General features: G+C 73.2%; 10 protein-coding genes. 2 read left to right on the forward strand and 8 right to left on the reverse strand.

Annotated features, from left to right (window positions below):
* Nucleotides 1–247: 247 nt before the first annotated feature.
* Complete coding sequence (locus tag ACIGXO_RS07730; RefSeq protein ID WP_399781783.1) at nucleotides 248–1,462, forward strand: trypsin-like serine peptidase; 1,215 nt, start codon at nucleotides 248–250, stop codon at nucleotides 1,460–1,462.
* Nucleotides 1,463–1,547: 85 nt separating this feature from the next.
* On the opposite strand, the gene hflX is transcribed toward ACIGXO_RS07730, so the two are convergent.
* The 6 genes from hflX to miaA form a co-directional block, all read right to left on the reverse strand.
* Complete coding sequence (gene hflX, locus ACIGXO_RS07735) at nucleotides 1,548–3,047, reverse strand: GTPase HflX (protein ID WP_399781786.1); 1,500 nt, start codon at nucleotides 3,045–3,047, stop codon at nucleotides 1,548–1,550.
* A 205-nt stretch (nucleotides 3,048–3,252) separates the two neighbouring features.
* Nucleotides 3,253–4,800: a M1 family metallopeptidase gene (locus tag ACIGXO_RS07740; protein ID WP_399781789.1), complete on the reverse strand. Its 1,548-nt coding sequence runs from the start codon at nucleotides 4,798–4,800 to the stop codon at nucleotides 3,253–3,255.
* A 136-nt stretch (nucleotides 4,801–4,936) separates the two neighbouring features.
* On the reverse strand, nucleotides 4,937–7,297 hold the full coding sequence (locus ACIGXO_RS07745) for a RelA/SpoT family protein (RefSeq protein WP_399781792.1): 2,361 nt from the start codon (nucleotides 7,295–7,297) through the stop codon (nucleotides 4,937–4,939).
* Nucleotides 7,298–7,502: 205 nt separating this feature from the next.
* Nucleotides 7,503–8,393, reverse strand: coding sequence for a diaminopimelate epimerase (gene dapF / locus ACIGXO_RS07750; protein ID WP_399781795.1), 891 nt, complete (start codon nucleotides 8,391–8,393; stop codon nucleotides 7,503–7,505).
* A gap of 137 nt (nucleotides 8,394–8,530) precedes the next feature.
* Complete coding sequence (locus tag ACIGXO_RS07755) at nucleotides 8,531–9,022, reverse strand: hypothetical protein (RefSeq protein ID WP_399781994.1); 492 nt, start codon at nucleotides 9,020–9,022, stop codon at nucleotides 8,531–8,533.
* A gap of 374 nt (nucleotides 9,023–9,396) precedes the next feature.
* The gene (gene miaA / locus ACIGXO_RS07760) at nucleotides 9,397–10,347 is read right to left on the reverse strand and encodes a tRNA (adenosine(37)-N6)-dimethylallyltransferase MiaA (protein WP_399781797.1); all 951 of its coding nucleotides are present in this window, start codon (nucleotides 10,345–10,347) and stop codon (nucleotides 9,397–9,399) included.
* A 172-nt stretch (nucleotides 10,348–10,519) separates the two neighbouring features.
* Here miaA and ACIGXO_RS07765 point away from each other — a divergent pair, with 172 nt between their 5' ends.
* Nucleotides 10,520–10,807 carry an antitoxin gene (locus tag ACIGXO_RS07765; protein WP_399781800.1) on the forward strand — a complete coding sequence of 96 codons (288 nt, stop codon included), beginning with the start codon at nucleotides 10,520–10,522 and terminating at the stop codon, nucleotides 10,805–10,807.
* A gap of 94 nt (nucleotides 10,808–10,901) precedes the next feature.
* Here ACIGXO_RS07765 and ACIGXO_RS07770 read toward each other — a convergent pair whose 3' ends face one another.
* Together ACIGXO_RS07770 and miaB are read right to left on the reverse strand one after the other, a co-directional pair.
* On the reverse strand, nucleotides 10,902–11,621 hold the full coding sequence (locus ACIGXO_RS07770) for a class III extradiol dioxygenase subunit B-like domain-containing protein (protein ID WP_399781802.1): 720 nt from the start codon (nucleotides 11,619–11,621) through the stop codon (nucleotides 10,902–10,904).
* A gap of 94 nt (nucleotides 11,622–11,715) precedes the next feature.
* Nucleotides 11,716–13,203: a tRNA (N6-isopentenyl adenosine(37)-C2)-methylthiotransferase MiaB gene (gene miaB / locus ACIGXO_RS07775; RefSeq protein WP_399781805.1), complete on the reverse strand. Its 1,488-nt coding sequence runs from the start codon at nucleotides 13,201–13,203 to the stop codon at nucleotides 11,716–11,718.
* Nucleotides 13,204–13,207: the final 4 nt, after the last annotated feature.

Here is a 13,207-nt window from a genome sequence, read left to right on the forward strand (position 1 = left end):
AACGACGTCACGAGCACCGGATCACGGCCTGGGCAAAGATCCTTGGCGGCCGGAACCGCGGACCCGCCCGGTGCCGTCCCCCACGGCACCGGCATAGTGGGGCTCTGCATTCCGGACCGGCCACCTGAACCAGCGGATCGGTCCGAACAAGTCCATACCGATCGCCAACAGCCGCCGGACGGTCGCGAATGCGCTCGCCGGACGATCGTTGCAGCGGTCGACGAACACACCCAGGGGGAATCCAGTCATGCGATCCATCCGCCCGTCCGCCGCCCGGCCGCGTGCCGGACGCCGCACCACGCGTGGCATCGCCGCGGCCGCGCTGGCCGGCGCGCTGGCGCTGACCGCCACCGCCTGCGGCCCCTCGGACGACAGCGCCGGCTCGCAGCCGGACCAGTCGGCCGTGGACCAGCCGGGCGGCGGCAAGCTGAAGATCCCCCAGGAGCTGCAGGACAAGCTCAAGGACCTCGGCGTGAACCTGGACGACTGGAAGCACGGCGAGTGGAAGAACTGGGACAAGAAGAAGTGGCTGCGGGAGGCCGGCCAGTTCGTGAACCCCTACATCAAGGGGCTGTGGGACCCGGATCGGATGAAGGACGCGGAGCAGCCCGACAATCCGGTCCAGCCGGAGGACATCTCCGGTGACCAGGGCGTCACCGACCCCGAGCCGGCGCCCGTGCGGGCGCAGCCGGTGACCGCGCCGTACAGCACCAACGCACCCGGCGTCGGCAAGGTCTTCTTCGACAGCCCCGAGGGCTCGATGGTCTGCTCGGGCGCGGTGGTCGAGGACCCGGCGCACCCGGGCAAGTCGAACCTGGTGTGGACGGCGGGGCACTGCGTGCACGCCGGCAAGAGCGGTGGCTGGTACCGCAACATCGCCTTCGTGCCCTCGTACAACGACGGCGGCAGGTCCGCCGCCGAGCTGCAGGGCGCGACGAAGGAGCAGCTGGCCCCGAAGGGCGTGTTCTGGGCCGACGCGGCGCAGACCTCGCAGCAGTGGATCGACGGCGGCGCGAAGACCGGCGGCCAGGGCGCGCCGTACGACTTCGCCGTGCTGCACGTGAAGCCGGAGGCGGGCAACACCAAGTCGCTGGAGGAGACGGTCGGGACGGCCTACCCGGTGCAGTTCAACGCACCGGCCGTGCCGAAGATCGCGTCGATGACCGCGCAGGGCTACCCGGCCGCCAAGCCGTTCGACGGCCAGACGCTGCAGCAGTGCCCGGCGAAGCCCGGCCGGCTCTCCCTGGACACCGCGCAGCCCACGATGTACCGCATCGGCTGCACGATGACGGCCGGTTCGTCCGGCGGACCGTGGTTCACCAAGGACCAGCAGGGCCGGACGGCGCTGGTGTCCAACACCTCGATCGGGCCGGTGACGGCCGACTGGCTGGCCGGGCCGCACCTGGGCGCGGAGGCCAAGGGCGTGTACGAGGGCGTCAGCGAGAAGTTCGCGAACCAGTAGGCCGGCACGGCGCACCCGTGGCGGACATGCGTGAGGGCCCGCTCCCCTGACGGGGAGCGGGCCCTCGGTGCATACGTGGCGCGGCTCAGCTGCCCGCGGCCGCCGGTACGTACGGCTGCAGCTCCGCCGCCAGCTCCTCATGGACGCGGGCCTTGAGGACCGTGCCCTCCGCGGTGTGCTCCTCGGAGATCACCTCGCCCTCGGCGTGCGTCCGCGAGACCAGCTGGCCGTGGGTGTACGGGACCAGCGCCTCGATCTCGACGCTGGGCCGCGGCAGCTCCTCGTCGATCAGGGCGAGCAGCTCCTCGATGCCCTGGCCCGTACGGGCCGAGACCAGCATGGCGTGCTTCTCCTGGCGCAGCAGGCGCTGCAGCACGAGCGGGTCGGCCGCGTCCGCCTTGTTGACCACCACGATCTCCGGCACGTCGGTCGCGCCGACGTCCCGGATCACCTCACGGACGGCCGCCAGCTGCTCCTCGGGCACCGGGTGCGAGCCGTCGACCACGTGCAGGATGAGGTCGGAGTCGCCGACCTCCTCCATCGTGGAGCGGAACGCCTCGACGAGGTGGTGCGGGAGGTGCCGGACGAAGCCGACCGTGTCGGCCAGGGTGTAGAGCCGCCCGCCGGGCGTCTCGGCGCGCCGGACGGTCGGGTCCAGGGTGGCGAACAGGGCGTTCTCCACCAGGACACCGGCGCCGGTGAGGCGGTTGAGCAGCGAGGACTTGCCCGCGTTCGTGTACCCCGCGATGGCTACCGAGGGGACCTTGTTCCGCCGGCGTTCCTGGCGCTTGATGTCGCGCCCGGTCTTCATCTCCGCGATCTCCCGGCGCATCTTCGCCATCTTCTCGCGGATCCGCCGCCGGTCCGTCTCGATCTTGGTCTCACCGGGACCACGGGTGGCCATGCCGCCGCCCGCCGAACCGGAGCCACCGCCACCCATCTGCCGGGACAGCGACTGACCCCAGCCGCGCAGCCGGGGGAGCATGTACTGCATCTGTGCCAGCGCGACCTGCGCCTTGCCCTCTCGGGACTTGGCGTGCTGGGCGAAGATGTCGAGGATCAGGGCGGTCCGGTCGACCACCTTGACCTTGACGACGTCCTCCAGGTGGATCAGCTGGCCGGGGCTCAGCTCACCGTCGCAGACGACGGTGTCGGCGCCGGACTCCAGCACGATGTCGCGCAGCTCCTGGGCCTTGCCCGAGCCGATGTACGTCGCCGGGTCCGGCTTGTCACGGCGCTGGATCACACCGTCCAGCACCAGCGCGCCCGCGGTCTCGGCGAGCGCCGCCAGCTCCGCGAGGGAGTTCTCCGCGTCGAGGACCGTCCCGGAGGTCCATACGCCCACCAGCACCACGCGCTCCAGGCGCAGCTGCCGGTACTCGACCTCGGTGACGTCCTCGAGCTCGGTGGAGAGGCCCGCCACACGGCGCAGGGCCGCGCGCTCGGAACGGTCGTACTGGTCGCCGTCACGCGCCCCGTCGATCTCGTGGCTCCAGGCGACGTCCTCTTCCATCAGGGCGTCGGCCCGAAGGCTCTCGTGGAGGCGCTGTCGGTCCTGCTGAGGAAGGGAAGAAGAGGAGGTCATTTGATCCTTTGTGTCGTTGGGACGTCCCGGGAACGGGCCTGCCGGGCCCAGGGACTCTCGCTCGTGACAACGTCCGGACGCCCCGGGAGATTCCCGGCGGTCCCGGCGTCGGCCCGTCGATGGTCGCACGGCCGGTGACGCCCGTCACGCGAGTTTTCCTGCCTGGCCATTGTCCCTGGTGAGCGCGGCGGGGGTGGGCCCGGGGTCAGGATGAGTGGCCTTTCGGGCCGGGTTTCGCCGGCTCCTTCTTGACGTGCCAGTCCGGATGGCCGGGCATCGGCGGCGTACGGGTGTCGTACAGCCAGGCGTGCAGGAAGCCCGAGAGGTCCTTGCCATGGATGCGGGAGGCCAGCGCCACGAAGTCGGCGGTGCCGGCCACACCGTCGCGGTGCTGCTCGTACCAGGCGCGCTCCAGGCGGTCGAAGTCCGCTGCACCGATCCGCTCGCGCAGCGCATACAGGACGAGCGCGCTGCCGTCGTAGACCACCGGCCGGAAGATGCCGATCTTCTGGCCCTTCTCCGGGGGCTTGGGGGCCGCCGGGGGCCCGCCGTCCGCGCGCCAGCCGTCGGACTCCTGGTAGGCGCGCTTCATGCGGTCCTTCATGGCCGCCTTGCCCTTGCTGGCGCGGTCCGCGTAGAGCGCTTCGTACCAGGTGGCGTGCGCCTCGTTCAGCCAGAGGTCGGACCAGGTGCGCGGGCTGACGCTGTCGCCGAACCACTGGTGTGCCAGCTCGTGCACCATCAGTGACTCCACGTACCAGGCCGGGATCCGGTCCATGGTGAAGAGGTGCTTCTCGAAGAGGGAGAGCGTCTGCGTCTCCAGTTCGAAGCCGGTCGTGGCATCGGCCAGCAGCACCCCGTACGTCTCGAAGGGGTACTGGCCCACCTGGCGCTCCAGCCAGGCGATCTGCCCGGGCGTCTTGGCGAGCCAGGGCTCCAGCTTCTTGCGCTCGGCGGCCGGTACGACGTCCCGCAGGGGCAGTCCGTGCGGGCCCTGGCGCCGGACGACGGCGGACTTCCCCAGGGAGACCTGGACCAGCTCGGTGGCCATCGGGTGCAGCGAGCGGTACGTCCAGGTGGTCGCGGGGCCGCGGGCGCTGCGCCCCAGGGGCAGACCGTTGGCCACGGCGGTGACGCCACGGGGCGCGGTGATCCGGAAGGTGAAGTCGGCCTTGTCGGAGGGGTGGTCGTTGCCGGGGAAGACGCGGTGCGCGGCGTCCGCCTGGTTGGCCATGGCCAGCCCGTCGCCCGTACGGATCCAGCCGCCGTCCTTGCCGCCCTTGGGGTTGCTGGTGTGCCGCACCACGATCCGCATGGTCTGGCCCGGTTCGACGGCGCGTGCCGGGGTGACCACGAGGTCCTCGTCGTGCGTGGCATACCGCGCGGGCACGCCGTTGACCTGCACGGACCGTACGGAGCCGCGGGCGAAGTCGAGGTTGACGCGGTCCAGGTGGCCGGTGGCCCGGGCGGTGATCGTGGTGACGGCCTCCAGCGGGGCGTCGTTGCGCCCGGAGTACGTCATGGCGAGGTCGTACGCGCCGACGTCGTAGCCGGGGTTGCCGAGGTGCGGGTAGACGCGGTCGCCGAGCCCCAGGGGGCCGGGCTCCGGCGCGCCCGCCGCCAGGAGGGCGCCGACGGCCAGGACCACCGGGACGGCGCGGTGGTGGGCCTTGAGGCGGCGCGGAGCTGAGGGGCGCGGCAGGTCCGGCACCCGGCGAGCGGGGGACGCGGTACGGCGGGACGTAAAGGGCATGCGTTACCGCTACCAGCACCGCCGCCCCCGTGAACGGCGGCACGGCAGGGCGGCACCCGAATGAGCGGTTCCGGTCGCTTTTCGGGCGCGTCGCCGTACGCCGCGTCCCGGGGGCGGCCCTCGGGACGCGCGTGCTTCAGAGGCGGATGGTCGCGGCCGGATGGCTGCGGCCCGCGCGCAGCACATCGAAGACGCCCGGCACCTGGCGCATCGCCCGCATCAGGGACGGCAGTTCGGCGGCGTCCGTGAGGCGCAGCGTGTACGTGTGCCGTACCCGCTGCTCGCGGGGCGGCTCCACGTCGGCGGAGACGACGGCGGCGCCCTGCGCGGCGATGGCCTCGGTGAGATCGGCCAGCAGTCGGGGCCTGCTGAACGCCTCGGCGAGCAGCGTGACGCGGCAGCCCTGGTCCGGCGCGGCCGAGCGCTGCCAGTGCACCCCTACGGGCGCCCGCCCGGCCGCCGCCATCCGGGCCACGGCCGGGCACAGGGCGCGGTGCACGGTCACGATGCCGCCCCGTACGGCGAAGCCGGTGACCTTGTCGGGCGGCACGGGGGTGCAGCAGCCGGCCAGCCGGACCGTCGCGTCGGGGAGGTCGGCGACGGCGGGGACGGGCGGGCGGGGGCGGCGCGCTTCGGGGGCCTCGTCGTCGTCCCCGGGGCCGGCGCCGCCCGCCTCCAGGGCGGGGCTCCGCTCGGTGACCTCTTCGGCGGGATTCCCGGCGTCGTGCGTCCCCTCGCGTGCGGTGCCGCTCCCGGGGGGCTCCGCGGTCCCGACCGTATCGGCGTCCGCTTCCCGTTCCGCGCGTTCCGCGCCCGGATGGGCGGTGAGCCAGCGGGAGATGGCGAGCCGGGCCGCGGGAGTGCGCGCGTACTCCAGCCACTGCGGGGAGGGTCCTGCCGCGGAGTCCGGGGCCATGAGGAGGTGCAGGCTGTCACCGTCACGGAGGATCGTCGAGAGGGTCGCCAGGCGGCCGTTCACGCGCGCGCCGATGCAACAGTGCGCCCCGGCTCCGTGCAGCGCGTACGCGGCGTCCACACAGCTCGCGCCCGCGGGCAGCCGGATCGCGCCGCGGTCGCCCGAGGAGTCCGCCGCCGTCTCGCGCGCCGTGTCCGCTCCCCCGCCGAAGCCGCCGTCCGCGCGGAAGACCGTGATCTCCCGGTCCTCGGCCAGGTCGTCCCGGAGCGAGGTCCAGAACGTGTCCGGGTCGGGGGCGACCCGCTGCCACTCCAGGAGCCGTGAGAGCCAGCCGGGACGGGTCGGGTCCACCCGCTCCCCGTCGGGCGCCTCAGCGGCCTCCTGCGGGCCGTACGGGCCGCCCTCGGCGGGGACGTGCGGGTCGCCCAGCGCGATCACCCCGGCCTCGGCCACCCGGTGCATCCGGTGGGTGCGGATAAGCGTTTCGGCAATCTCGCCGTGCTCGCTCGTCACGGCGGTGTGCAGGGACTGGTACAGGTTGAACTTGGGCGCCGCGATGAAGTCCTTGAACTCCGAGACGACCGGCGTGAAGCACGTGTGCAGCTCGCCCAGTACGGCGTAACAGTCCGCGTCCTCGGAGACCAGCACCAGCACCCGGCCCAGGTCCGCGCCGGTCAGCTCGCCGCGCCCTATCCGCACCCGGTGCACCGAGACGAAGTGCCGCGGCCGGACGAGGACTTCGGCGTCGATGCCCGCGTCGTGCAGGACCGCGCGCATCCGCTCGGCGACGGCCGCGAGCGGGTCGGGGCGCTCGGCGTGCTGCCGCACGAGGGTGCGGGTCGCGGCGTACTCCTCCGGATGCAGGATCGCGAAGACCAGGTCCTCCAGCTCGGTCTTGAGCGCCTGGACACCGAGGCGCTCGGCGAGCGGGATCAGCACGTCACGGGTGACCTTGGCGATCCTGGCCTGCTTCTCGGGGCGCATCACACCGAGGGTGCGCATGTTGTGCAGCCGGTCGGCGAGCTTGATCGTCATCACCCGGACGTCGTTGCCCGTGGCCAGCAGCATCTTGCGGAAGGTCTCCGGCTCGGCCGCCGCGCCGTAGTCGACCTTCTCCAGCTTGGTGACGCCGTCGACCAGGAAGCGCACCTCCTCGCCGAACTCCGCGCCCACCTGATCGAGCGTCACCTCCGTGTCCTCGACCGTGTCGTGGAGCAGGGAGGCGGTCAACGACGTGGTCTCCGCGCCCAGTTCGGCGAGGATCAGCGTCACGGCGAGGGGGTGCGTGATGTACGGCTCGCCGCTCTTGCGCATCTGCCCCCGGTGCGAGGACTCGGCGAGCGCGTACGCCTTGCTGAGGACCGCCAGGTCGGCGTCCGGATGATGGGCGCGGTGGACCTTGGCGACGTGCTCCAGGGCGTCGGGCAGGCCGTCGCGCGGCATGGGGCCCAGCAGCGCCGCGCGGCTGAACCGGCGCAGACCTCTCAGCTCCAGACGGGGGCGGCCGCGTTTGCGGGCCGGAACCCCTGCCGGGTGAAGCTCTGCGGGCGCACCGCTGGGTTCAGTGGCCTCTGCGCTCATGGGGCACCTCCGGCAGCATCGACCGGCGGCCGGACGCGATCAGACGGTGACGGCGGTGTCCGGGCCGGTGCTTGATGCTACCGAGCCCATCACGCACCGCTCACCGCCTCTCGCCCAGAGTGAAACGGATCACCCATTCGAGCGAAACTTCGGCGGTACCCCGTTACCGTACGAAGGCCGCTCCCGGGCGGCCCCGGACGCGGTCTCAGGCGCCGGCCGCGGCCAGCCAGGCGGGGTCGATCGTGCCCTCGGCGACGATCACCGCGGGGCCCGTCATCTCGACCGTGCCGTCCGGCAGCTCGGTGATCACGAGCCGGCCGCCGGGGACGTCGACGGTGTACGAGACGGGGCTGCCCGTGATCGCGGGGTCGTCGCCGTCCCGGCGGGCGGCGGCGACGGCGACCGCACAGGCGCCCGTGCCGCAGGAGCGGGTCTCGCCGGAGCCGCGCTCGTGGACCCGCATCGCGACATGGCGCGGGCCGCGGTCGACGACGAACTCGACGTTGACTCCGTCCGGGTACACGGCGGCGGGGCTGAACGGCGGAGCGCTGAGCAGGTCACCGGCGTGGTCGAGGTCCTCGACGAAGGCGACGGCGTGCGGATTGCCCATGTTCACGTTGCGCGCGGGCCAGCTGCGGCCGCCGACCGCGACCGTGACCTGCTCCTCGGGGAGCTCGGCGCGGCCCATGGTGACGGTGACCTCGCCCGTCCCGGGGCCCGCGGCGTCCTTGGCGAGGTGCACGCGGCGCACGCCGGCCCGGGTGGCGATGGCCAGATCACCGGGCTCGACCAGCCCGGCGTGCTCGAGATAGCGCGCGAACACCCGGACGCCGTTGCCGCACATCTCGGCGATGGAGCCGTCGCCGTTGCGGTAGTCCATGAACCACTCGGCCTCGTCGGCCATGGCACGCGCCTCGGGATGCGCCGCGGACCGTACGACGTGCAGCACGCCGTCGCCGCCGATGCCGGCCCGGCGGTCGCAGAGCCGCGCGACCAGGGACGCGGGCAGCTCCAGCCGCCCGTCCGGGTCGGGGACGATCACGAAGTCGTTCTCGGTGCCGTGGCCCTTGAGGAAGGCGATGCGCTCGTTGCTCACCCTTGAATCGTACGGGGCACCGCCGACAGCGGCCGCATCCGGGCGCGCGGCGTACGGATGCGGAGCGTGCCGTGTACGGAACGGGGGGCCGCATACACGGGAGCGGGCGCGCCGCGTACGGAGGCGGCGGCGGCCGCTCAGCGCAGCCGGGCCACGCGCCAGATCGCGAGGGCCGCGAGCACCAGGACGACCGCGGCGTACACGGCCACCACCCGCCAGTCCGTGCGCCGGCCCGAACCGCGGGCCGCCAGGCCCGGCCAGGTGTGGCCGACCCGGCGGGCGGCCATCATGCCCCAGCCGGCCGCGCAGCAGCACAGCAGCAGCCCGAGCATCGCGAAGACGGCGCCGCCGTCCCCGCCGAATTCGAACGCCAGCGGAAAGGCGAACATCAGTGAGCCGACGGCGGCGAGCCCCACGATGGGGGCGAGCTGCCACACGCGGAGGCGGCGCGGCGGCCGCAGCTCCCGGAAGGACGCGGCGTCCTCGGCCGGACGGTCGTCCTCCGGCTGCGCGTCGGGCCCGTCGGAACCGTCCAGCGCGGACGCGTCCTCCAGGCCCGCGTCGCCGGTCGGCACGTCGTCGGCGGTCAGCCGGTCGTCGGCCGTCAGTCGGTCGTCGTCGGCCCTCAGCCGGTCCTCGTCGGCTCCGGGACGCTCCGCGCCGGCGAGCAGGTCGTCGTCCGGGAACAGGTCCTCGTCCGGGGGCGGGGCGTCCTGGGCGGAGTGGCCCTCGGCGGCGGCCCTGCCGCCGCGCTGCGGGCCGGTGCCGGCGGCCGGTCCGGCGTCGTCGAGCGCCGGCGCCCGGCCCGGTCCGTGACCGGTCATCGGTTCCCCTCCGCCGCGCTGTTCACGCGGTGCTTCCGGCTGCTGCGCTCTGCTGCGAGGGCGGGCCTCCATCGCCAATGCCCTCCCAGTTCCAGACGCCACGGCTCGGTCGATGGTCGATAATGACACGCCCTCAGGGGGCCCGATGACGGCCGGAGCGTCCCGATGCCAGGACGTGATCAGGCTGTGACCGGTCGTTCGAGCAACGCCAGCGCGCGCTCCGGAAGTTCCGCGCGGACCTCGGCGGCGCCGCTGAGCCAGTGGACCCGCGGGTCCCGCCGGAACCACGAGTCCTGGCGGCGCGCGAAGCGTTTGGTGGCGCGCACGGTCTCGGCCCGCGCCTCGTCCTCGGTGCACTCCCCCGCGAGGTACGCCAGCACCTGCTGGTACCCGAGCGCGCGGGAGGCCGTACGCCCTTCGCGCAGGCCCTGCGCCTCCAGCGCGCGTACCTCGGCCACGAGCCCCGCCTCCCACATGCGGTCCACTCGTACGGCGATCCGCTCGTCCAGTTCGGGGCGGGCCACGTCGACGCCGATCTGGACGGTGTCGGCGTAGACCTCGCGCTGGTCACCGGGGCCGGGCAGGTTGGCCGTGAAGGGGCGCCCGGTGATCTCGATGACCTCCAGGGCGCGGACGATGCGGCGCCCGTTGCTCGCCAGGATCGCGCGCGCCGCCTCGGGGTCGGCGGCCGCCAGCCGGGCGTGCAGTACGCCGCTGCCCTCCTGGTCCAGCTCGGCCTCCAGCCGGGCGCGCACCTCGGGGTCGGTGCCGGGGAACTCCAGGTTGTCCAGCGCGCCGCGCACGTAGAGGCCGGAGCCGCCCACCAGGACGGCGGTGCGCCCCTGGGCGAGCAGCCGGTCGATCTCGGCACGGGCCAGCCGCTGGTACTCCGCGACGCTCGCCGCCTGGGTGACGTCCCAGATGTCCAGGAGGTGGTGCGGCACGCCGCCCCGCTCTTCCCGGGTGAGCTTGGCGGTGCCGATGTCCATGCCCCGGTAGAGCTGCATGGAGTCGGCGTTGACGACCTCGCCGCCGAAGCGCTGGGCGAGGGCGACGCCCAGATCGGACTTGCCGGCCGCGGTGGGGCCGACGACGGCGATGACCCGCGGTGCGGGAACTGCTTTGTTCACCGCGCCAGTCTGTCAAACCGCGCGGGCGGTTTCGAACGAGGCACCGTGCGGCCCGCTCTCCGGAGGGCCGCACGCCACGAGAGCGCAGGCGGGGTTTAGCCCGCAAGAGTAGGGTAAAGCCCAGGTATGGGCGTTTTGGAACCATGCGTCCTCCGACCAAGGAAGGTGGCTCATGGGCCTGCTGGACAATCTGAAGGCCAAGGCCGGCCTCCTGAAGGACAAGGCCGGTGACTTCGCGCACCAGCACGAGCACAAGATCGATCAGGGTCTGGACAAGGCCGGGAGGGCGGCCGACGCCAGGACGAAGGGCAAGTACCACGGCCAGATCGGCACCGGCACGGCCAAGGCGAAGGAAGCGCTGCGCCGGATGTCGGAGCAGCAGGGCAAGCACACCCGCGGCACGGGCGGCGGAACCTCCGGGGGCCACGGGACGGAGAGGCGCCCGGGCGACCCGATGTGAGGCGGGCGGGCCCACAGACCGGTGGCCGGGGATCCGAGTGGTCCCCGGCCATCGTCGTCCGCCGGAATCGCGCTGTGGGCCCGTGGCGGGCCGGTCAGGACCAGGCGGCCACGAAGTACCCGACCCCGTACGGCGCCTCCTCGTGGAGCAGCTCGCCGCCCAGTCCGGCCCCTTCCGCGGCCCCTGCGAGGACCTGCCAGGAGGCGCGGCCGGAGACCTTGAGGGACTGCGCGGGCTCCTCGTCCAGCGCGCCCAGTGCGGCGGCGTCCGCGTCGCCCAGCATGCGGGCCAGTTCCGCGTCGAACGCCTCGGCGCGCTCGTCGTAGTAGCCGGGCGCCTTGACCGTACGGCAGGCGCTGCCGTCGCCCATCACGAGCAGGGCCACGCGCTCGGCCGACGCCGCGAGCTGGCGTCCGGCGCCGAGGCACTTCTCCGGTTCGAGCGGTTCGCCCACCCCGAGGGCGGTCACGGGAACGCCGCTCCAGTCCGCGCGCTCCAGGAGCCACGCTCCGACGGCCAGGGAGGGCGGCAGCTGCCTGCCCTCGGCGGCGCCTTCGCCGTCCGGTGCGCCGAGTCGTACGGAGAGGTCCACGCCGAATCCGGCGAAGGATCCCGGGGTCCCCTCCTTGAACGCCCCGCGGCCCTCGGGCGCGGCGGGGCCGACGACGACCAGCCGGTCGGCCCGCGCGGCCGCGAGCACGCCGACCGCATCCGTACAGGCGGCCCGCAGGCCGTCCAGTTCGTCCGCGGCGCCGCCGGCGACCTCGGGGACGAGCAGCGGCGGACAGGGACACAGAGCAGCAGCTACGAGCATGGTCCGCAGCGTATCCCCGCCGCTGAGGGGCGCCCGTCCGCGGCCCCGTGTCCGGCACGCGTGGGCGGTGCGGGAACGGGGCCGGAGCGGGGGCTCAGGAGGTCGGGCAGCAGCCGCCCGCCGGCTCCGCCGGAGCGGGCGCCGGGGCGCCGATCGTCGGCAGGCCGAGCATGACCCCGGCGGGCTGCGCCGGGGCGGCGTTGCGGCGCTCCCAGGCGTCGCCCGAGCGGGTCCGGCGGACCGCGACGGCCTCGCCCTCGGCGAGCAGGTGGTGCGGGGCCGCGTACGTGATCTCGACCGTCACCATGTCGCCGGGGCGCACCTCGGTGGCCGGCTTGGTGAAGTGCACGAGGCGGTTGTCGGGCGCGCGCCCCGAGAGGCGGTGCGTGGCGCCGTCCTTGCGGCCCTCGCCCTCGGCGACCATGACCTCGACGGTGCGGCCGACCTGCTTCTTGTTCTCCTCCCAGGAGATCTCCTCCTGGAGGGCGACCAGCCGCTCGTAGCGGGCCTGGACGACCTCCTTGGGGATCTGCCCCTCCATGGTCGCGGCCGGCGTACCGGGGCGCTTGGAGTACTGGAAGGTGAACGCCTGCGCGAAGCGGGACTCGCGCACGGTGTGCAGCGTCTGTTCGAAGTCCTCCTCGGTCTCGCCGGGGAAGCCCACGATGATGTCGGTGGAGATGGCCGCGTCCGGCATGGCCGCGCGGACCTTCTCGATGATCCCGAGGAAGCGCTCCTGGCGGTAGGAGCGGCGCATGGCCTTCAGGACGGTGTCCGAGCCGGACTGCAGCGGCATGTGGAGCTGCGGCATGACGTTCGGCGTCTCGGCCATGGCGGCGATCACGTCGTCCGTGAAGTCGCGGGGGTGCGGGGAGGTGAAGCGGACCCGCTCCAGGCCCTCGATCTTCCCGCAGGCGCGCAGCAGCTTGGAGAACGCCTCGCGGTCGCCGATGTCGGAGCCGTAGGCGTTGACGTTCTGGCCGAGCAGGGTGATCTCGGAGACGCCCTCGGAGACCAGGGTCTCGATCTCGGCGAGGATGTCGCCGGGCCGGCGGTCCTTCTCCTTGCCGCGCAGCGCGGGGACGATGCAGAAGGTGCAGGTGTTGTTGCAGCCGACGGAGATGGAGACCCAGGCCGCGTACGCGCTCTCGCGGCGGGTGGGCAGCGTGGAGGGGAACGCCTCCAGGGACTCGGCGATCTCGACCTGCGCCTCTTCCTGGACGCGGGCGCGCTCCAGGAGGACCGGCAGCTTGCCGATGTTGTGCGTACCGAAGACGACGTCCACCCAGGGCGCCTTCTTCACGATGGTGTCGCGGTCCTTCTGGGCGAGGCAGCCGCCGACGGCGATCTGCATACCGGGCCGCGATGCCTTCTTCGGGGCGAGCTGGCCGAGGTTGCCGTAGAGCTTGTTGTCGGCGTTCTCGCGGACCGCACAGGTGTTGAAGACGACGACGTCCGCGCCGTCGGCACCCTCGGGCGCCGGCACGTACCCGGCGTCCTCCAGCAGGCCGGCCAGCCGCTCGGAGTCATGGACGTTCATCTGGCACCCGTGGGTGCGCACCTCGTATGTCTTCGCACTCATCTCA

Origin of the sequence: Streptomyces sp. NPDC053542 (assembly GCF_044544685.1) — a bacterium.
Taxonomy (GTDB): domain Bacteria; phylum Actinomycetota; class Actinomycetes; order Streptomycetales; family Streptomycetaceae; genus Streptomyces.